The organism is Pandoraea sp. NPDC090278 (genome assembly GCF_044772185.1).
GTDB lineage: Bacteria > Pseudomonadota > Gammaproteobacteria > Burkholderiales > Burkholderiaceae > Pandoraea.
The window spans coordinates 601,643-620,735 of sequence record NZ_JBIVYJ010000004.1 but is presented as its reverse complement, the minus strand read 5'-3'; the positions used below and the strand labels follow the sequence as shown (position 1 = coordinate 620,735).

Here is a 19,093-nt window from a genome sequence, read left to right as displayed (position 1 = left end):
CGACGCCCGACGTTGAACGTCTCCCAGTTCAGAATGGCCTTCTCGCCCGTCTGCTCGATCTTGACGTTGGTGTTGCCTGCGGCGTCGCGCGATTGCGCGATGTCCTTCTTCGCGTTGATCCAGCCTGCGGTGAGACTGTTCGTGTCGACCTTCAGGCCGCCTTCGGTGAGCCCGTCGGGAATCGTTTCGGGAGACGCGGCAGCGGCCTGACGCGCCGCCGTCTGCGCGGCCTGCATCGCGGCGATGCCTTGCGCAGCTGTCGCGAGATTGGCGATGGAGTTCTGCAATGCCTGATTGGCGCGTTGCTGCTGTTCGCCCGGATTTTGCAGCGACGTGACGGGCATCCCGTTCGGCAGACGTCCCGTTTGTGCCGCTGTGGTCTGCGCAGCGCCGCGCGCGGCGAACCACGCACTGCTGAATGCCTGTTGTGCATGGGCCGCGCCGATCATGGCGCTGCTCGCGGCGAACACCGCGACTGCCTGCGCGAGCGGGCGGATGCGCAGCACGCGCAGTGGCAAGGAGGGCACGGAGGGCGAAGAAGAAGCTACGCGCTTACGCATGGTGGTTTCAATCCCGTCTGTCGTCTGGTGCGGCTGTGGGGCGGTGTCTCGCGACAACGCCAGCGAACAGCCTCTGGCAGGTTTTCGTCCAAACGTTCCATGCATAGGAATGCGAAAGGAACACTTGACGCTCTCGGGACTAAGACCCTTCGACGCAGGCCAATCGGCAAGGATTTATTTGAATCTTTCGTGACATGACCGAACCGTCACGGCGAACGCCCGGCTCGCGGCGTTCGGAGACTGCTTTGACTGAGGGGATCCGAGCCAATCAACCGAGCAACACGATGCCACCGGGCAGCGTGCGCGCCGACAGACTCAGTGAATGCTCGATCTGACCGAGCGCCACATCGAGCGAGCGGATCGCAAAGCGCCCGGTCACCGGACGCGCGGCGATCTTGTCGTTCAGAAGTACGACTTTCCCCGGACGATAGCGGTTGATTTCGTCGATGACATCGCCCAACGGCACCTCGGCAAAGCGCAAATAGCCGTCGCGCCATTCGGGCATGGCGTTGGCGTCGACATTGACCAGCGATTGCAGGCTGTGCGCGTCGTAGACGAGTTGCTGACGTGCACGCAGCGTGACACGCCCGGCGGTATGCACCACATCCGCCGCGCCTTCGATACAGGTCACGCAAACCTTGTCGGCCACGTTGCGCACTTCGACACGGGCGTGATGCGCAATCGTGCGTCCCGCGCCTGCGACGATTTCAAACGGGCGCGACGCCAGCGTGGTGTCTACGGCCGCTTCACCGCTCAGCAGGTCGATGCCCGGCGTACCGGCTGCAGTGCCCCCAGTACGAAGCGCCACGCTCGTGCGCGTATTCATTTCGACGGAGACGTCGCCTGCCAGCGCGACCGTGCGCTGCTCGCCGGTTCCGGTGCTGTAGTCGGCGTGAATGGATGCGGCACTGGGCAGCAGCCCGAGCGGCCCGCCGATAATGGCCACCCCGGCGGCCGTCGCGAATGCGCCCGCCGTGCCCGCCAGCACCCAGCGGCGACGCGGGTCGAAACCACGTCCGGTCTCCCGCTCGGCCTTCGTCTTCGTTTTCGTCTTCGCTTTGCGCGACGGGGCCGGACACGCGGCAACCGCCGCCTCGGCCGCCGCCGATTGCTGCGCCGCCTGCGTCAGCTGCTTCCACTGACGCTGTGCGTTCGCCAGCGCCTGTGCGTGTTTCGGATCGCGCCGCGCCCACTCGCGCAGCGCGTCACCGTCGGCGTGCGTCATCTCGCCGGACGCCATGCGTCGCACCCAGCTCATCGCCTGCCGCTCGGTGGCATCGAGACGCCGCTTGTGTGGCAACGGGGTATCTGGTCGGGACATCATGGCGTCACCTCTCGCATGAGACGGAAGGTCTCCTTTGCTGAGACGGTTTTGCCCCGCGCCATCGGCAATCCCCGGTTCATTCGGACCTCGGCATATGCGCCATGCAGTACTCATGCGCACGCTTGAGTTCAAGACCGACGAGGCGCGGCGACACACCGAAGCGGCGCGCCACGTCTTCATTCGACATTTCATGGACGCGCACCGCGATGAAGATCGCGCGACGGCGCGGCGGCAGATCGGCCAGCAGACGTTCAAGCGTGGCGATATCGTCGCGCGCTTCGATGGTCTGCGCGGGCCCCGGCGTCGGATCGATGAATTCGGTCATGAGCGCATCGATCTCGTCGTCGCTCATGTAACGACGTTCGCGCTGCACGCGGTCGAACGCCATGTTCATGGCGATGCGCATGAGATACGCGCCCGGACTCTTCACGTCGCTCTGTCGGTCGGCACGGTCGTCGAGATGTACCCACGTGTCGTGCAGGGCGTCGCTCGCCAGCTCGGCCGAGCCGAGTCGCCAGGTCAGTTTGCGTTTGAGATCTTCGTAACGCTGCGCGAGCAGGTCACGCAGGAAGGCGCGCGGCGTGTCGGCCATCTAGTGCTCCGTCATCGCCTGACACGGCGACTGAACACACGCAACACGACTCTCTCGACACCCCGTGGGCAACAGCAGCATGACGAACGGGCGCGTCGTATCCGCAGGCACGCGGCCGACATCGAGCCCTTGCAACCGTTGCACGATGGCCGCGTCCCGGCGTGCATCCCCGGTGGTATCGAGCAGACGCACCCGGCTGACCCGTGCATTCGCGCCGACCTGAACCGTCATCGCCAGGCGATAGTCGCCGGGCGAGAGCGTCGGCGGCGCGCACAAGGCGCTCAGCACGACATTCTGCAACGTCCCGTGGTAGCTCGCGGCAACGTTCGCCTCGCCGCGCTGCGCATCTTGCGAAACAGGCGAATTCACTGGCGCCAGCACGAACGCGTTCTCCGCCGTCAGCTCTGCCGCCACACCCGTGCCGGAGAGCATCTCGTCGAGCGCCTCATGCGGGGCGTGGATTCCGGACACGGCATGCGAACGACGGCCTTCCACCAGCGACGACGGGTAAAAGACAGACATGCGCGTGAGCGCGTCGAAGCGGGCGAGCGCGTCCTTCAAGGGGAGCTCCGGGATATCGAACGACTGCGCCTCATAGGCAGTCGTCCGGGCAATGGCGGCCGGACCGAACAGCAGACACGCGAGCCACCCAAGCGCTAATACGCCAGCCAGCCAACTCACTCCGGCGGGCGATTTCCGCATCCCCGTTGATCCACTAATGATTTGTAAGAATTCCTGACAATTCTCGTGTCCGATTGTGACGATGCTTTGACAATGCGCAGGATCGCCTTCTCAAAGAAAAAAACCCGTAACGCGCCCACGGGGTAGTAAGCGCGCTACGGGCCAACCAGTCGTCTACTGGACGTGATACTGCCGCGCGGGGAGGTCCCCAGGCTCGAGAGGAAAACGCGCTTGATGCGCCGCGCGGCGACGCTTCAGTTGAGCGTCATCGGTGCCTGCGACTCTGCGGCATCGACACCGGCGAGGGCGTCGCCCGGCGTAGCCAGGTCGTCACGCGGCGCGACGGTCTGACCGGTCGCCTGCTGCGTGAAGTTGCGCAGATGCAGGAAAAACTGTCCCATCATTTCGACCCACAGACGCATCGAGAAGCGCAGGAATTCCGACGTCACGCCACCGGCGACGAATACGTCCATCTCCAGCACGAGGAATTCGCCGTGTGCGGCCACGCGCGCAAAGCGGCGCGAACGATGCCATTCGTTGATGAGTCCTTCGGGCAGATCGCCACCCTGAATGCGCAGCGGGCAGCTCAGCGTGAGATCCAGATACTGATCGACGCCCGCCTGATTGCCCCAATGCACCTGATAGCCGATGCCGTGGCTGGCACTGTGCAGACGCGTCACCAGATCGTCTTGCTGAACCGAGACGGCGCAACCGGCGGCACGAATTGCGTCGGCCACCTGTGCGGACGTCATGAAAGTGATGACATCCTGGGGTGACGACTCGCTTGACGTCACCGGCGCGGCCGCTTGTGCTGCGTCGTGGTTGTCTTGTTGCATCGTGTTTTCTTCGTTCATGCCAGTGGTCCTCAACGTCCGTTTTTGATATCTGATACTGCGTTCTGATTACGCTTTACAGAAGCGCGACGGGGCGCGCTGCGCTTGCCCCGTCACGCCGTCTTACTTCGCGGCCTGAGCGGCTGGTGCAGCCGTGTCGGCCTGAGCCGACGGGGCAGGCTGTGCTGCCTGCTCCGCCTGCGGTGCCGGTTTGGCCGACGCGGCAGCCATCGCCTGCTGCTCGTCGAACTTGCCCTCGTAGAGCTTGTCGCCGTACTGCTGAGCGATCTGCTCATATTTCACGCGCGCCTGTGCGGCGAACGGCTGGCGTGCCACCACAATCGTCGCCACATCCATCGTCTCGTAGGCCGTCAGGATTTCCTGACCGACGGCATACAGACGGTCGTTCTTCTCTTGCGCAAGCTTGAGCGCGGCCCGTTGTGCGGCCGTCTCCTCGGCAAGCTGCTTGCGCTGCGCATCGGCCTGACGTGCGAGCTTAAGCAGTTCGTCGTACGCGTTGCGATACTGCGAGATCTGCGTGTTGGCCTTGTCGGCGATCGTCTTCACTTCCGACTGCGAGGCGCGGGCGTCCTGCGCCAGACGCTCACGCGACTGACGCTCCGCCGCCAACTGCTGCTGCGCGTCGTCCAGTTGCTTGCGCAGCGCTTCGGGCGAGTCCTTGCTGGCCTTGCCCGCAGTACCGGCGGTCGCACCACCGGCCTTGAGCGCCGCGAGTTCGTTCTTCGCCTGCTGAAGCTGATCCGTCGTCGTGCGCAGTTGCGTGCGCAAACGCTCTTCCATCGTCGGCGCGCCCTGCGGCGTCTGCGCCAGCGCGGCCGAGCTCACGGCGAGCAGCATGGCCGCTGCCGTGACCTTGGCGCCCGAGGTCAGACGCGACACCGTGCGCGGGGGCTGTTGGCTCATGACACCTCCTTAGAATCGCGCGTTGACTTCGATTTGCAGCGTGTCGATCGACAACGGCTGACCGTAGACTTCCTTCGTCGACAACCAGCGGCCCGTGATCCAGGCGTTCTTGTCGAATGCGTACGAACCGCCCAGGTAGTAACCCTTCGCGTTCGTACCACCGCCGTGGAACGTCGAATCGTTGTAGGCATCGGGCACGGCATCCGGCTCGATACGCTTGTAGCCGAACAACACGTTCCAATCGCCGCGTGCGGCCATGACCGGCTTGCCGAAGGTCGCCTGGAACATGTACGCGTTCGGACCGCTCTTGAAGTTCGCGCGCGTGGCCGTGCCCGACGCGAAGTTGTTCACGATGCCGCCGTTCGAGCGCGCCCACATCTCGCCCTCGTTGTAGGCCAGGTTGCGGATGTAGTTCACGTCGAAGCGCAGCGGGTAGCGGCCTGCAAGCACCGTATCCCAGCGCGCCGACAGATCGAGCAGCTGGAACTTCGAGGCGTAGCCTACATATTGCGGCTGCGCAGTGTTGGCCGGATCGAGCGGGTTGAGCGCGATGTTACGCAGCAGCATGAGCGTGTTGCCCTTCTGCATGAACGCCGGGCGCGACCAGTCCGAATCGCAGCTCGTCGCGCCAGCATACAGCGCGCACGGCGACGAGAGCTGACCCGTAATGTTGCGGAAGTCGAAGTAGCCGACCGTGCCGCGGAAGCTGTTCTTCGAGTCGAGCTTCCAGTTCGCGCCGAACTGCGTGCCGAGCATCCACTTCGTCTGGCTCGACATCTTGCTCTGGCTGTTCGACGGCGAGTTGTCGCCCGAGTATTCCAGCGGGATGAAGCCCAGCGAGCCGAACAGTTCGACGTTCGGGTTCGTCGGCAGCGCCTTGTTGAACTGTGCGGCGATGCCGTCGATGTTCAGGTCGCTCGAGAACAGCATGTCGCTCGTGACATACGGAGGCGCAAAGCGACCGCCCGTCACCTTCATCCACGTGAACGGCTGATACGACATCCACATCTGATCGAGCCAGACGCTCTTCTTGTTCAGACCGCCGCCCAACGTGCTGTTGGTCGAAACCGGGCTGTCGTCGTTGCTGCTCGCCAGACGCACACCGGCCTTCACCTGCTCGGACACGTCGGCAAAGATGCCGAAGCGTGCGCGCGCACGGAACTGGTTGGTGCGGTTCTGCGTGGTGTTGAGCAGCGGCGGGAGCGTGAGGTTGGTGTTCGAGTTGACGTCGAAGCCATTGCCCTTGTTGATCTGCGCCCAGTCGATCTGCGTGTTCGTGTTGCTGCTGGAGTAGAAGCGCGATTCGTTACGCAGGCGGAAGTCGCCTTCGATATGAATGCGCTTGGTCCACTCCGGCGTTTCGTTCGGCGCGGCCCAGCCTTCGGTCTTGGCTTGCGCCATGACTTCGTTCTTCACCTCGTCGCGAATCTGATCGCGCGTGGTCTGGGAGATGTACGGGATGCGCACGTCGCCCGGTTCGGCGGCGAAGCCTGCACCGGCAGCGGCGCCGACCACGGCAGCGCCCGCCGGGGCGGCAGCAGCTTGCTTCTGCGCCGCTTGCGACGCGGCATACGCTTCGGTCTCGGCCTGCGCGAGCAGCGCTTCGCCGGTGGCCTTGTCGATCGCGCCGCTCTTGATCAGGCCGCGAATGAGCTTGACCATTGCGGTCTCTTGCGGCGCAGCCTGCGCTTGCGCCTGTGCGAGTCCGGCGGTGCCCAGCAGCGCGAGCGCCAGTGCAACGGCACCCGCCGTACCGGCGGCCCGGCGGGGAACCGCCCAGCGCGCGCCCCCGTCAGTCATACGTTCCAGTGCTTTCATTTTGTGTGTGACTTTTGCGTAAAAAGGATGGTCTGCTTCAGCCCGGTCGGCCGCTTGCACTGTGTGACATGTGATGTCGGTCATGGGCGACGTCCCCGAATGCTCATGGCCATCGGATAGCGCAGCGACGCAGGCGGCTTCTCTTCCGCACGGAAGTCGCGCAGCATGGCGAGCACCGCTTCGTCGATGGTCGAGCTACCCGTGCCGCGCACCAGTTGCACACGCGTTGCACGGCCGTCGGCGTCGAGCCAGAGATCGATGCGAACGTCGTCGAACGCGAGCGTGCGGGTGCGCTGATCGCGACCGAACGCCTGTTGCAACGAACTGGCGAGCCAGGCGCTGTACGAGCGGCTGCCCAGACCACCACCACCGCCGGTCATGCCGCCGCCGCTGCCTGCGCCAATGCCGAAGGCATCGGTACCGGCCTGAGCGTCGCCATTGATCGTCACGGCGTCACCCAGATCCTTGGTCGGGCTGGGCGGCGTGTCGTCCTTGGGCGGCTCGACCGGATCGGCAGGCTTGGGCTCGACGACCTCAGGCTTGATCTTCTCCGGCGTCGGCTCAGGCGGCTTCTCCTGAGGCGGCGGCGGGGGAGGCGGCGGAGGCAGCATGAGCATCGGCGGGCTGTTGACCTCGCGGCGCATGCTGGCCTTGTCGGTGAGCAGATGCCAGAAGAGCGCTGCCAGACCGATGACCACGACGGCACCGACGATCAGTCCGCCACGACGCCGCAAAAGCGCGAGCGCCGGGCTGGATGCCGTCGAATTGACCGGGGGGCGAGACGCGAAATCGCGAGGTTTCACGCTGCGCTCCTTACTGCGGCTTGCCGGTCACGAGGCCGACCTGATTGAGATCGATGCGACGCAACAGGTCGAGCACTTCCACGACCTTGGCGTACTGCACCTGCGCGTCGCCGCGCACGATCACCGGGAAGTCGGGCGTGACTGCCTTTTCCGTGCGCAAGCGATCCTCAAGCTCGTTGAGCGTCACGGGATAGGCGTCGAGAAACACCTGCCCCGAGTTGTCGACCGTGATGGCCTTGGTCTTCGGCTTCTCCAGCGCCACCGAAGAACTCGCCTTCGGCAGATCGACCTTGATGCCGGGAATGCTGGCGTTACTCGTGAGAATGAAGATCACCAGCACCACCAGCAGCACGTCGACGAACGGCGTGATGTTGATGCCACCCGCGCGCTTCTTCGCAGCGAATCGCGTTGCGTTAGCCATGATTCGTCCCCGTCACGCGCGCTGCAGCACGGGCTGACGGCGGCGTTCGCCCTGCTCTTCTGCGAGGCGCGTCGTGAACTCGTCGACGAACACCGCCATGTCGGCCGACAGAGCGTCCGAGCGCGAGACCAGCCAGTTGTAGCCAAACAGTGCAGGGATAGCGACGCCGAGGCCAGCAGCCGTACACAGCAGTGCTGCGGCCATGCCCGGGGCTACCGAGTTGATATCCACCGCGCCCGCCATCGCCGCCACGACGAACACCAGCATGATCCCGATCACGGTGCCGAACAGACCCACGTACGGTGCGCCTTCAATCGACGTCGAGAGCCAGTTCATGCGCTTGCTCATCGTTTCGACTTCGCGGACCATCAGGCCGTCCATCGACGCGCGAATGGCGCTGATGGTCGCGTCGGAGACAGCGCTCGTGTCGTAGCCGAGTTCGTGGCGGCGGTGCAGTTCGTCGAGCGCGACTTCGTACAGGCGCCACAGCGGCGATTGTTCGCGCACTTCGTCAGGCACGCGGTTGGTGCGCGCGATCTGATCGAGCGGCGCGCCCGACGCCTGGCGAAAGTGCTCCATGAACACGGTGTTGGCGCGCGTCTTCGCGCTGTAGCTGCGGCTCTTCGTGATCATGATGACCCACGACACCAGCGCCATCAGGCCGAGTACGACCACGACCACCCAGGCGTCGACCGGCATGGCCGCGAGGATGAACGCGAAGTGGCTCTTGCCCGCTTGCTGTTCGTCCGGACCGAAGGCGATCAGACGCGATTCGGCACCTTGCGAGACGGCATCCGTCTGAATCAGTGCAGCAGGACGTGCCACCTTCGACAGGCGCACTTCGTCCACCGCGCCAGAGAAGCGGCCCAGACCACCCGTCACGCCATCGGCGTCGCCACCGATGATCGTCGGCGAATTCAGTGCCGGGAGTGCTGCGGCGACCGAACCGGCCGCGTGACCGGCGACGTACAGCGTCACCGTCTTGCCGTCGCTCGTCACTGCGAGATGCGACCACTGACCGGCCTGAATCGGCTGGCCCGGCTGGCTACGCTGACCACCGACCTGCACGAACGGCACGCCCTGATCGACACCCACGAGCAACTCGCTGCCGCCATCGCGACGCGTGTAAATCCCTTCGTTCGCGCCGAGCTTTTCCGGACGTACCCAGGCCGAGAACGTGAAGTTGCTACCGGCTGCGATGGACAGCGACGGCGAAGCAGGCAGCACCAGCGGCGAAGCGCCCGCCTGAATGCCACGACCGATGATCGCGCCGTCGAGCGTGACGACCGGGTTCTGACTGTTGTTGCCGTAAGCGGTCGTGTCGCGGGCAGGCACGTTCGGCTCGCCGAAGTGATAGACCGCCGTGTAATCCGGGTCGAACACGCGCTGACCGTTACCGGCTGCGGGAGCCTTGCGGTTGCCGTAGTACATCCAGATCTGCTGCTTGTTGGCAGCGGTCACGGCGGGCACGTCCACCCACACGAGGGCGATGCCCAGCACCGGATCGAATTGCTCGATCTGATGGTTGAGCACGGTCTTGTCGTCACCGGCGACGAAGCGCAGGTCCGCGCCGGTCTCGTTCACGCCTTCGAAGCTGAAGTTACCGGTGTGCAGGCGCAGCAGCATCGGCACACGGCCGGCGTCGCCCGTGATGTTGCCGCCTTGCGGACCGGCGTCGATGGTGATCGGCTTGCGGTACGCCCAATCCGGTTGCCACCAGGCGTGCGCGAGCACCGGCATCAGCGTGCCGATCAGCGCAAGCAGGAATGGAAGAATGCGTCGCATGGCTGTAGTTCTCCGTGTATACCGCCTGACGCATCGAGTGAGCGCACCAGGCATCAGGTCGTAAATGTTGTTTGGTTGAGTACGTTGATCAGTAAGTCGCCGTCACGCTGAAGTTGAAGCGCGGCTGGTAGCGTTCGGTACGCGGACCGTTCGTCAGCGGCCACGCGGCGTCGAAGCGGCCCGTCACGTGCGACGTGAGCTTCAGCGACGTGCCCACACCGAGCGACGCGAGCGAGTACGTCGAGGTCTGCTCCGGCAGCGCATCGCGCAAGCCCAGACGCGCACCGTCAAAGAACGCGTACGCGCGCCAGTTCGAGACGATGGGGGCGAGCAACGGGATCGGCGGCGTACGCCATTCGATCGAGCCGACCACGCCGTAATCGCCCGCGGCTTCCGCCGAGAGATAACCGCGCACCGAGTTCATGCCACCACCGGCGATCTGTTCGTTCGAGACCAGCGGCGAGTCGGTCATCTGCGTGGCCACACGCGCCGCCAGCTGCCATCCGCCGTCAATCGTGTACGTGCCGTTCGCATCGGCGCGCAGCACCGTGAAGCTCGGCGACGCCTTATAGCGCTTCGCGTCGAACTGCGCCGGGCTGCTGCCGTAGCCGAGGAAGCTCGACATGCCGGTCGTGATCGACGTGTTCAGACCGGCTTGAAAGCTCTCGTTCTGATAGAAGCCGCTGTAGCTGATGGTGATCGGGGCGTACTTGAGCGGCACCACGTCGCCAGCCGTACCGAAGCGCGTGGTTTCCGTGTTGTCCTTGAAGTCCACGCCCAGGCTGAAGGCGTGATACCAACTGCCCGTGTCCGGCACCGTGTAAGTGGTCTTCAGGCCGATGGCGTGGCCTTTGCCGAGCACCGTGGTGCCGCCGGTCGTGGCGACATTGCTGTCCGACTGATAGCCGTTGAGTTCGAGCGACCAGGGCGACGAGCCCAGCGGGGCGACGTACGACCCCGACCAGACCTTGCTCTGCTTGAAGTCCTGCGGCGCGCCGAAGAAGCTCATCGACACGCGATGGCCCAGTTGCAACAGGTTGTCGTAGCCGAGCGAGGCAAGCATGCGCAGCGGCTTCGTGTCGGCGCTGCGGTCGTTGTTCAGGCTGAAGCTGGCGCGCCACGGGTTCGTGTCTTCGACCTTGAGGTCGACGTCCATCGTGCCGGGCACTGCGCCTTGCTTCACCAGCGGCACGACCTGCTGCTCGCCGGTGCGGTTCAGCGCCGTGAGTTCCGCCTGTGCGGCGTTGAAGTCAGGCACCTTGCCTTCGGCCAGCGACGGCACGCGCTCGCGCACTTCGCGCGGCGAGTGATATTCCGAGCCGACCACGCGCAAACGTCCCAGCTTGGTCTCGCTCACCTTCAGATAGACGATGCCACCCGTGACCTGCTGCTCGGGCAGGTCGACGTACACCGACTGATAACCCTTTGCCTGATAGGCGGCGAGCAGCGCGTCGCGCGCGGCTTCGATGTCGGCGAGCGTGCGGTTGGGCCCCAGATAAGGCGTGACCGCCTTCTCGATGGTGCGGATGTCGAGCACCGTATTGCCGCGCACGATGTACTCGTTGATGTTCACCTGCTTGCCTGCGTCGGCGGATTTCTCCTTCGCGCCGTCGGCTGCAGGTGCGCCTGCCTGCGGCGCTACCGCAGGCGATGGGTCCGGTTGTGCTGCTTCGGTTTGCTGAGCAATCGCAACGCCATGAACAGTTCCCCCCAACGTGACTGCGCACACTGCCGCCCAGCGCAGCCACGGCCGGTTCGTTTTCATCAAACGCATATAGAAGACTCTGACTTGTTAGGTCGACGCGGCCCTGCCCGATGCAGTGCCCCCGGTGGCCTGGCGCTTACCCAAGACGCTTTCCTGACGCGTCAGGTATCGCCCGGCCGCACGCAATCCGTGTCGACATTTCTCTCGAATACGGATACCTAGACGGGTGAGCAGACGGGCAACTAACGTTTGTCACGAGAAATTCATCTTTCTCGAAAAGCGCGCAGCCTGACGTATGCTTGTTCGGTCGGAGTCCTGACGGATGACTATTATTTTTGACGGGGAGACGTGCGATGACGAGGCAGCGCAGCGGCACAGACGTTGGGGGTCAGATGAAAAATCGAATGGGCAAACTCGCCGTGACGATCGCAGCAACGGTGTTGCTGAGCACCGTGTCGCAGCTCGCCGCAGCGGCCGATGACGCCCCGCGCGTCGGTAGCGCCACACCGGCTTCTCGGGCGGGCTGCGTGGATGTCGAGGTGAACGGTCAGCGCTCGCCGTCCTACGACTGTCTGACGAATCAGTTGCAGCCAGCCTCGGCGCCGGGTTCGGGCCGCGCGCCCGGACTGGAATCGGAAGAGATCGCCAACAAGCCGAGCAATCAGATCGGCGGACAGTTCAACTGGAGCGCCACTTCTCAGCGCATGGGAAACAGCTTCGGCAACTCCGCCACGCCGCAGCGCCCGGCATCACCGCCGCCATCTGCGCCCATCGTGACGCCCGGCCGCTGAGCCACCGAGCTGACGAAAAAAATGCGCCACCCGGTGTGGGTGGCGCATTGTCTGTCAATGTCGGTCAATGCCGGTGGATGTCAGGCCAGCTCTCGCCTGTTCCGTCCGATCCCGCCGTGATACAGCGCGGGCGACGTCATGCCGAGCTTGTGCGCCATGATCACAAGATCGGCAAACGAGCGCGCTTCCATCTTGCGCATCGCATTTCCGCGATGAATTTTGACGGTGACTTCGCTGATGCCGAGTTCGTCGGCGATGTGCTTGTTCATCCGCCCTGCCGCCACGAGCGCCATGACTTCGCGCTCCCGCTGCGAGAGCCGCTGTGCACGCTCGATCACGTCGGTGCTCGCCCGCTCGCGTCCGAGGCGTTGCCGGTCGAGCGCCAGTGCCGCGCCTACCGCAGTGAATAGCACGCCCTCCGGCATCGGCTTGCTCAGATAATCGACCGCGCCTGCTTTCATGCCGCGCACGCTGGTCGTCACATCGGCGTGGTCCGTGATGAGCACGACGGGAATCGGGTCTTGCAAGTCGGTGAGGGCGTCCTGAAGCAGGAGGCCGCCGCCAGGCGTATCGAGATCGGCATCCAGCACGACGCACGCCGGTCCGGCACTGCGCTCACTGGCCAAAAAAGCAGCCGCGCTCGTAAAGCCGCGCGCCCGCAGGCCGACGTCGGTCAGTTGTGCACAAAGCGTGTCGTTCTCCGCCGGGTCGTGGGCCACGACGTAGACGGTCGCGATATCGCTGTCCGGAAGCGCATTCATGCAGGGGCGATGGTTTGATTCGGTGTGGCTGAGTATACGTCAGTCATGTGACGTTCAACACCGCAAAAAAGCACGAACGTGCTTGCGTTTTTCCGGTTCGAAGACGCGGCTTCCCTGCCGAAGCACCACCCGGCGCGGGGTTCGGGCGCTAATACGAAAAGACGATAGTGAGGCGACGGGAGTCGGCATACGCTCATGGACCGTCCTTCGTGGCACGCTGGCGGCCTTCCGGGCCGTGCCGGTGGCGTCCACGAGCGGCAGAAAACGTCCGCCGACTTCCCACCGGAGCCTCCCATGTCAAATCCCGACCTCATTCTGGTCAATGGCAAGTTCACCACGCTCGACCGTGCGAACCCGCAGGCGGACGCTGTCGCGCTCACCGGCGGCACCTTCACCGCCGTGGGCACGCGCGACGACATCATGCGGCTGGCCGACAACGCCACCCAGGTCATCGACCTCAAGGGCCGACGTGTGATTCCGGGCCTGATCGACAGCCACATGCACATCATTCGTGGCGGCCTGAACTACAACATGGAGCTTCGCTGGGACGGTGTGCGCTCGCTGGCGGATGCCATGCGCATGCTCAAGGCGCAGGTCGACCGCACGCCCGCGCCGCAGTGGGTGCGCGTGGTCGGTGGCTTCACCGAACATCAGTTCGCAGAGAAACGCTTGCCGACCATCGACGAGCTGAACGCCATTGCACCCGACACGCCGGTGTTCATCCTGCATCTGTACGACCGCGCGATCCTGAACACTGCAGCGTTGCGCACCGTCGGCTACACGAAGGACACGCCGAACCCGCCGGGCGGCGAGATCGTGCGTGACGCGTCGGGCAATCCGACCGGACTGCTGCTCGCAAAGCCGAACGCGACCATTCTCTACGCGACGCTTGCCAAAGGGCCGAAGCTGCCGCCGGAGTATCAAAAGAATTCGACGCGCCACTTCATGCGCGAGGTGAACCGGCTTGGCGTGACGGGCGTCATCGACGCGGGCGGTGGTTTCCAGAATTACCCCGAGGACTACAGCATCATCGAAGAACTGCACCGCGAAGGGCAGTTGACGGTGCGCCTCGCGTACAACCTGTTCACACAGAAGCCGAAGGCCGAACTCGCTGACTTCAGCCAGTGGGTCAAGCAAGTGAGCCCGGGGCAAGGCGACGACCTCTATCGTCACAACGGCGCTGGCGAAATGCTCGTGTACACGGCAGCCGACTTCGAAGACTTCCGCGTAGAGCGGCCGGAAATGGCACCGTCTATGGAGGGCGATCTCGAACCGGTGGTGCGATTGCTTGCGGAGAACCGCTGGCCGTGGCGTCTGCATGCGACGTATGACGAAACCATCTCGCGCGCGCTCGACGTCTACGAGAAGGTCGCGAAGGACATCCCGTTCGACGGCCTGCACTGGTTCTTCGACCACGCCGAGACGATCAGCGACCGCAACATCGATCGCATTGCGGCACTCGGCGGCGGCATTGCCGTGCAGCACCGCATGGCGTATCAGGGCGAGTACTTCGTGGAGCGTTACGGTGCGAAGGCTGCCGAGGCGACACCGCCGGTGCGTCGCATGCTGGAGCGCGGCGTGAAGGTCGGTGCGGGTACGGATGCGACGCGCGTCGCGTCGTACAACCCGTGGGTCTCGCTTTACTGGCTGGTGACGGGCAAGACCGTCGGCGGGCTGCGCATGGCGGCCCCGGGCAGTCTGCTCGACCGCGACGAAGCGCTGCGTCTGTGGACGGAAGCGAACACGTGGTTTTCGTCCGAAGTCGGCAAGAAGGGGCAGATCAAGGTCGGGCAGCTCGCCGATCTGGCCGTGCTCTCGGAGGACTACTTCAGTGTGCCGGAAGACGAGATTCAGGACATTACGTCGGTCCTCACGATGCTGGGCGGCAAGGTCGTGTACGGCGACGGCGACTTCGGCAGCTATGCCCCGGCACTGCCGCCCGCGATGCCCGACTGGTCGCCTGCGCGACACGGCGTAGGGTATCAACCGCGACAGCCCAACGTGCTTAACGTGAGCGTGAGTTGCGCGTGTGCGACGTCGTGCGGTGTGCACGGTCATGCGCACGCGAAGGCATGGTCGTCGAACGTCCCCGCGTCGGATGAGAGCGGGTTCTGGGGCGCGCTCGGCTGTTCGTGCTGGGCGTTCTGATTTCTCTACCGTTAGCAACCCACCGTTGAGGTCCGTCATGGCCACGATGCTGCCGTCGTCCGATCCCTCCTCGTCAATGGCACGCGAGACGTCTTTGCTGCCGGGCTGGGCCTACTGGCTTGCGCTGTTGCTGCTGTGCAGCGCGTATCTGCAAGGCGGTATCGACAAGGCGCTGGACTTCTCCGGAGCCATCGGAGAGATGCAGCACTTCGGACTGTCACCGGCGGCACCAATGGCGGTCGCAGTCATCGTGCTGGAAATCGGCGCGTCGCTGATGATACTGACGGGCAAGGGGCGGTGGTTGGGTGCGTTCGCGCTGGCGGCATTCACGCTGGCTGCCACGTTCCTGGCCAATCGCTTCTGGTCCGCCCCGCCGGACGCCCGCACGATGCTCGCCAATAGCTTCTTCGAACACCTCGGGCTCGTCGGCGGCTTTATCGCCGTAGCGTGGTACGACCTCAGAACGCGCGCCGCGCGGAGTCAATCATGAAGCTCTATCTCATTTCGCTCGCCGTGGGCATTCTCGTCGGCATCATCTACGGCGGTCTGGGCGTTCGCTCACCGGCACCGCCTGCGGTAGCGCTCATCGGCCTGCTCGGCATGCTGATCGGCGAACAGGTCGTGCCGCCGGTCAAGCGTCTGCTCGCAGGTGAGCCGGTGAACCTCGTGTGGTTCCATCGCGAATGCGTGCCGAAGATCACGGGACTGCCGGGGCCGGTGGCGCAGGCGTCGAAGGACGAGAGCAAGACCGAAGCGCCGAAGGCGTAAGACCCGACGGCGTCCATTGTGCCGTCGGCGGCTGACTCGCGCAGCACGATGTCACGCTACTTGAATGAACGCGCCGCCTCCGCCTGCTCGCGAATCACGGCGATCAACGCGCGCAGCGCCGCCGGGATGTGACGTCGGCCGGGATAGTAAAGCGCGAGGCCATCGAATGGCGGCGTCCAGGCTTGCAACACGCGCACCAGCGTGCCAGCGTCGAGATCTTTGTGCACATCCCACTCGGTCAGATATCCCACACCGACGCCCGAGCGCACAGCTTCAAGGATCAGTGCGCCGTCGTCCAACGTCATCGGCCCGTCCACATCGACGCGAACCATCTGGCCGTGCCGCTCGAACTCCCAGTGGAACATCTTGCCGCTCGGCATCCGCGTGCGAATGCACTGATGTTTTCGTAAGTCGTCCGGCGTACGCGGCGGCTTGTGACGGGAGAAATACGCAGGCGTGGCGACAACCGCGAAGCACTGTCGGTCGCCGAATGGCACGGCGATCATGTCCTGCGGCACCGACTCTCTCAGACGAATACCCGCGTCGAACCCTTCCACGACGATATCGATGAGACGGCCTTCCGTCACGATGTCCAGCTTGACGTCAGGGTAGCGCCGCGAGAATTCGATCAACACCGGCATGACCCGGTGCACCGCACCGGCAGAGCTATTGATGCGCAGAGTGCCCGACGGGGAATCGCGAAAGCTACCGGCTTCGTCGAGCGCCATTTGAATGGTCGAGAGCGCGGGCGCGACGCTGTTGACGAACTGCGCGCCCGCTTCGGAAAGCGACACGCTGCGCGTCGTTCGGTTAAAAAGCCGCACGCCTATGCGTGCTTCCAGCGCGGCGACGGCATGACTTAGCGCCGACGTCGATACGCCCATATCGTTTGCCGCTGCCCGGAAGCTGCGGTGACGCGCCACCGCCATGACGGCTTCCAGTTCAGTGAGTCCCGACGTCTTCATTGTCTTAAATTCCTCAACAAGGCATCCCGGATTGTACGGATATTCAGATCAATGACGGCCGACTATCTTGAGTCATCGAGACCGCCTTTCACCCCGCCCCCCCCACTCATCATGAAGATCATCGATCAGATTTATATCGACGGCGCTTTCGTCACCCCGCACGGTGACGAACTTTTCGATCTATTCAATCCGGCGACCGAGCAAGTCATCGGCCGCGTCCGTCTGGCAGACGCCGAAGACGCTCGGCGTGCCATTGCGGCGGCCAAACGCGCGTTCCCGGCGCATTCGCGAAGCACCAAAGCCGAGCGCATTGCCATGCTCCAACGCATGCATGCCGCCGTGTCGGCACGCGAAGACGATTTGCTCGACGCCATCATCGAGGAGTACGGCGCCCCCGTCGCGTGGGCGCGCTGGATGGCCCGTCATGCGAGCGATGTCCTGCTTCAGGCTGCGAAGACGCTGGACAGCTACGACTTCGTGCGCCGTGCGGGCACGGCAGAAGTCGTGATGCAGCCGCTCGGCGTGGCGGGACTCATCACGCCTTGGAATAGCGATGCGGGCTTCATCTGCGGGAAGCTGGCCGCAGCACTCGCCGCCGGTTGCACGGCCGTGATCAAACCGAGCGAGATGAGTGCGATCCAGACGCGCATCGTGACCGAAGCGCTGCACGACGCGCAGTTGCCGCCGGGCGTCGTCAATATCGTGACGGGACGCGGCGACACGGTTGGCGCGGAGATCAGCACACACCCCGACGTTGCCAAGATCTCGTTCACGGGGTCAACGGCAGTGGGCCGGTCGATCTTGCGCGCGGCGTCAGATACCTTCAAACGGGTGACGCTCGAACTTGGCGGCAAGTCGCCGATGATCGTGCTCGACGACGCAAACTTCGCTGATGCCATCCCGCTCGCGCTCAATGCGGGCTTCATGAACAGTGGTCAGGCGTGTGTCGCCGGGACGCGGATTCTCGTGCCGCAAGCGCGACTGCACGAATTCGAAGCGGGCATCGCGGCTGCCGTTGCGAACTTCCCGGCAGGCGATCCCCGCGATCCGAAGACGCACATCGGCCCGCTGGTCAGTCAAAAGCAATGGGATCGCGTGCAGCGCTACATTCGCATCGGCATCGAGGATGGGTGCGCGATTGGTCGCCGGTGGCGAGGGTCGCCCGGCCGGGCTGGACGCCGGGTGGTTCGTACGCCCGACCGTCTTCGGCGACGTGCGCAACGACATGACGATTGCCCGTGAAGAGATTTTCGGTCCAGTGCTCTCGATCATCGCCTACTGCGATGAATCGCAGGCCATCGCCATTGCCAACGACACGCCTTATGGCTTGCAGGCATACGTCTGCGCGACGGATGTCGAGCGCGCCGCCGCCGTGGCCGCGCAAATCGAAGCGGGGCGCGTGCTCGTCAACACCCTCACCCACGAACCTGCCGCGCCATTCGGTGGATTCAAGCAATCGGGCATCGGACGCGAGTACGGCACCTTCGGACTCGAAGCCTTCATGGAACCGAAGGCCGTGCTCGGGGTGTTGTAAGCGCAGCGGGTGAGCGCGACGGGCGCCGTCGAAACATAGCGACGTCCATCACGCCACCCGCTGTACCTGCCGTACCTTACTTGCCGATCTCGTAGCGAAGCAACAATGCCGCCACGCGTGCCCGGTCGACGTGAGGAATGCGCTCCATCCCGACGTACTCCCAGAATTCTTCGACGGCGGCGATGCCTTCGGTGCCATCTGTTAGCAGACACGCGATTGCATCCGCACGTCGTTCCGGCGGCAGAATATCGAGGCTCAGGATTAGCGCATCCATCACGCGCTGTCGGCGGCTGCCTTTGAAGAACTGCTCGCCGATGTCGCCGACGAACGCGGACCAAGCTTCGGACGCGCTCCCTGCCGTCGCTGCGACGCCCCACTTTTCGATGAGCGCGGGGTTCGCCTTCAACGGTTCACGGAAGAACATGAAATCCACCGCGGGCTTCGGTGCCGACGGGTCGGTCATCCGCCTCGCCGAGAGGATCGGCAGCGGATGCTCCGCGCCACGCGGCTCGACAAACACCGCGTCGGGGATGACCGACGGGCGAAACCCACGTCCGCGCATCATTTGAACCGTACTGAGATCGGCGCGAAAACGCTCGCGAAGCGGGCTCAAATGCTGGTGAAGCGTTCGCGTCGCCGTCGGTACGGCACTGATCGTTGCTGCACTCACGGGAATCATC

Annotated in this window: 18 protein-coding genes and 1 pseudogene; 5 read left to right on the top strand and 14 right to left on the bottom strand. The window is 64.3% G+C overall.

The annotated features are described in order from the left end of the window. The 11 genes from ACIQWO_RS17935 to ACIQWO_RS17885 form a co-directional block, all read right to left on the bottom strand. Positions 1-560: hypothetical protein (locus ACIQWO_RS17935; protein ID WP_402826821.1), on the bottom strand; the 560-nt coding region annotated here is incomplete at its 3' end. A 268-nt stretch (positions 561-828) separates the two neighbouring features. Further along, positions 829-1,884, bottom strand: a complete 1,056-nt coding sequence (locus tag ACIQWO_RS17930; RefSeq protein WP_402826818.1) for a FecR family protein — start codon at positions 1,882-1,884, stop codon at positions 829-831. A gap of 76 nt (positions 1,885-1,960) precedes the next feature. Beyond that, complete coding sequence (locus ACIQWO_RS17925) at positions 1,961-2,476, bottom strand: RNA polymerase sigma factor (protein WP_402826815.1); 516 nt, start codon at positions 2,474-2,476, stop codon at positions 1,961-1,963. Continuing rightward, positions 2,477-3,178: an STN domain-containing protein gene (locus ACIQWO_RS17920; protein WP_402826812.1), complete on the bottom strand. Its 702-nt coding sequence runs from the start codon at positions 3,176-3,178 to the stop codon at positions 2,477-2,479. Between the two features lie 233 nt (positions 3,179-3,411). Beyond that, a complete protein-coding gene (locus ACIQWO_RS17915) occupies positions 3,412-4,011 on the bottom strand; it encodes a YbjN domain-containing protein (protein WP_402826809.1) in 600 nt (199 codons plus the stop codon). Between the two features lie 102 nt (positions 4,012-4,113). Next, positions 4,114-4,914 carry a hypothetical protein gene (locus ACIQWO_RS17910; protein WP_402826806.1) on the bottom strand — a complete coding sequence of 267 codons (801 nt, stop codon included), beginning with the start codon at positions 4,912-4,914 and terminating at the stop codon, positions 4,114-4,116. Positions 4,915-4,923: 9 nt separating this feature from the next. Then, positions 4,924-6,714 carry a putative porin gene (locus ACIQWO_RS17905; protein ID WP_402826803.1) on the bottom strand — a complete coding sequence of 597 codons (1,791 nt, stop codon included), beginning with the start codon at positions 6,712-6,714 and terminating at the stop codon, positions 4,924-4,926. Between the two features lie 98 nt (positions 6,715-6,812). Further along, positions 6,813-7,535: an energy transducer TonB gene (locus ACIQWO_RS17900; RefSeq protein ID WP_402826800.1), complete on the bottom strand. Its 723-nt coding sequence runs from the start codon at positions 7,533-7,535 to the stop codon at positions 6,813-6,815. 10 nt (positions 7,536-7,545) lie between these two features. Continuing rightward, positions 7,546-7,956, bottom strand: a complete 411-nt coding sequence (locus tag ACIQWO_RS17895) for a biopolymer transporter ExbD (protein ID WP_039396424.1) — start codon at positions 7,954-7,956, stop codon at positions 7,546-7,548. A 12-nt stretch (positions 7,957-7,968) separates the two neighbouring features. Continuing rightward, positions 7,969-9,741, bottom strand: coding sequence for a DUF2341 domain-containing protein (locus ACIQWO_RS17890; protein WP_402826796.1), 1,773 nt, complete (start codon positions 9,739-9,741; stop codon positions 7,969-7,971). Positions 9,742-9,829: 88 nt separating this feature from the next. Next, positions 9,830-11,515, bottom strand: coding sequence for a ShlB/FhaC/HecB family hemolysin secretion/activation protein (locus tag ACIQWO_RS17885; protein ID WP_402826793.1), 1,686 nt, complete (start codon positions 11,513-11,515; stop codon positions 9,830-9,832). A 323-nt stretch (positions 11,516-11,838) separates the two neighbouring features. Between ACIQWO_RS17885 and ACIQWO_RS17880 the strand changes: the two genes are divergently transcribed. Next, the gene (locus ACIQWO_RS17880) at positions 11,839-12,237 is read left to right on the top strand and encodes a hypothetical protein (protein WP_402826790.1); all 399 of its coding nucleotides are present in this window, start codon (positions 11,839-11,841) and stop codon (positions 12,235-12,237) included. Between the two features lie 80 nt (positions 12,238-12,317). Here the strand turns inward: ACIQWO_RS17880 and ACIQWO_RS17875 are convergent, their stop codons facing one another. After that, positions 12,318-12,998: a response regulator transcription factor gene (locus ACIQWO_RS17875; RefSeq protein WP_402826787.1), complete on the bottom strand. Its 681-nt coding sequence runs from the start codon at positions 12,996-12,998 to the stop codon at positions 12,318-12,320. Between the two features lie 294 nt (positions 12,999-13,292). Between ACIQWO_RS17875 and ACIQWO_RS17870 the strand changes: the two genes are divergently transcribed. From ACIQWO_RS17870 to ACIQWO_RS17860, 3 genes are all read left to right on the top strand, one after another. After that, entirely contained in the window at positions 13,293-15,146 is a 1,854-nt protein-coding gene (locus ACIQWO_RS17870; RefSeq protein ID WP_402826784.1) for an amidohydrolase, read from the top strand. A 76-nt stretch (positions 15,147-15,222) separates the two neighbouring features. Next, positions 15,223-15,636 (top strand): DoxX family protein, encoded by a 414-nt coding sequence (locus ACIQWO_RS17865; RefSeq protein ID WP_402826890.1) that lies wholly within the window; start codon positions 15,223-15,225, stop codon positions 15,634-15,636. Beyond that, a complete protein-coding gene (locus ACIQWO_RS17860; RefSeq protein ID WP_402826781.1) occupies positions 15,633-15,914 on the top strand; it encodes a XapX domain-containing protein in 282 nt (93 codons plus the stop codon). The genes ACIQWO_RS17865 and ACIQWO_RS17860 overlap by 4 nt, the downstream gene beginning before the upstream one ends. Before the next feature lie 56 nt (positions 15,915-15,970). Here ACIQWO_RS17860 and ACIQWO_RS17855 read toward each other — a convergent pair whose 3' ends face one another. Further along, positions 15,971-16,879 (bottom strand): LysR family transcriptional regulator, encoded by a 909-nt coding sequence (locus ACIQWO_RS17855; RefSeq protein ID WP_402826778.1) that lies wholly within the window; start codon positions 16,877-16,879, stop codon positions 15,971-15,973. 111 nt (positions 16,880-16,990) lie between these two features. Here ACIQWO_RS17855 and ACIQWO_RS17850 point away from each other — a divergent pair. Next, positions 16,991-18,413 (top strand): annotated as a pseudogene (locus ACIQWO_RS17850) (aldehyde dehydrogenase family protein). A gap of 76 nt (positions 18,414-18,489) precedes the next feature. Here the strand turns inward: ACIQWO_RS17850 and ACIQWO_RS17845 are convergent. Beyond that, the gene (locus tag ACIQWO_RS17845; RefSeq protein WP_402826775.1) at positions 18,490-19,092 is read right to left on the bottom strand and encodes a hypothetical protein; all 603 of its coding nucleotides are present in this window, start codon (positions 19,090-19,092) and stop codon (positions 18,490-18,492) included. Position 19,093: the final 1 nt, after the last annotated feature.

Excerpts from the sequence above, each read along its gene's own strand:
- ACIQWO_RS17885 (WP_402826793.1), bottom strand. The coding sequence starts at position 11,515 with ATGCGTTTGATGAAAACGAACCGGCCGTGGCTGCGCTGGGCGGCAGTG.
- ACIQWO_RS17895 (WP_039396424.1), bottom strand. The coding sequence starts at position 7,956 with ATGGCTAACGCAACGCGATTCGCTGCGAAGAAGCGCGCGGGTGGCATC.
- ACIQWO_RS17910 (WP_402826806.1), bottom strand. The coding sequence starts at position 4,914 with ATGAGCCAACAGCCCCCGCGCACGGTGTCGCGTCTGACCTCGGGCGCC.
- ACIQWO_RS17920 (WP_402826812.1), bottom strand. The coding sequence starts at position 3,178 with ATGCGGAAATCGCCCGCCGGAGTGAGTTGGCTGGCTGGCGTATTAGCG.
- ACIQWO_RS17930 (WP_402826818.1), bottom strand. The coding sequence starts at position 1,884 with ATGATGTCCCGACCAGATACCCCGTTGCCACACAAGCGGCGTCTCGAT.
- ACIQWO_RS17915 (WP_402826809.1), bottom strand. The coding sequence starts at position 4,011 with ATGAACGAAGAAAACACGATGCAACAAGACAACCACGACGCAGCACAA.
- ACIQWO_RS17855 (WP_402826778.1), bottom strand. The coding sequence starts at position 16,879 with ATGAAGACGTCGGGACTCACTGAACTGGAAGCCGTCATGGCGGTGGCG.
- ACIQWO_RS17845 (WP_402826775.1), bottom strand. The coding sequence starts at position 19,092 with ATGATTCCCGTGAGTGCAGCAACGATCAGTGCCGTACCGACGGCGACG.
- ACIQWO_RS17880 (WP_402826790.1), top strand. The coding sequence starts at position 11,839 with ATGAAAAATCGAATGGGCAAACTCGCCGTGACGATCGCAGCAACGGTG.
- ACIQWO_RS17870 (WP_402826784.1), top strand. The coding sequence starts at position 13,293 with ATGTCAAATCCCGACCTCATTCTGGTCAATGGCAAGTTCACCACGCTC.
- ACIQWO_RS17875 (WP_402826787.1), bottom strand. The coding sequence starts at position 12,998 with ATGAATGCGCTTCCGGACAGCGATATCGCGACCGTCTACGTCGTGGCC.
- ACIQWO_RS17925 (WP_402826815.1), bottom strand. The coding sequence starts at position 2,476 with ATGGCCGACACGCCGCGCGCCTTCCTGCGTGACCTGCTCGCGCAGCGT.
- ACIQWO_RS17865 (WP_402826890.1), top strand. The coding sequence starts at position 15,223 with ATGGCACGCGAGACGTCTTTGCTGCCGGGCTGGGCCTACTGGCTTGCG.
- ACIQWO_RS17890 (WP_402826796.1), bottom strand. The coding sequence starts at position 9,741 with ATGCGACGCATTCTTCCATTCCTGCTTGCGCTGATCGGCACGCTGATG.
- ACIQWO_RS17905 (WP_402826803.1), bottom strand. The coding sequence starts at position 6,714 with ATGACTGACGGGGGCGCGCGCTGGGCGGTTCCCCGCCGGGCCGCCGGT.
- ACIQWO_RS17860 (WP_402826781.1), top strand. The coding sequence starts at position 15,633 with ATGAAGCTCTATCTCATTTCGCTCGCCGTGGGCATTCTCGTCGGCATC.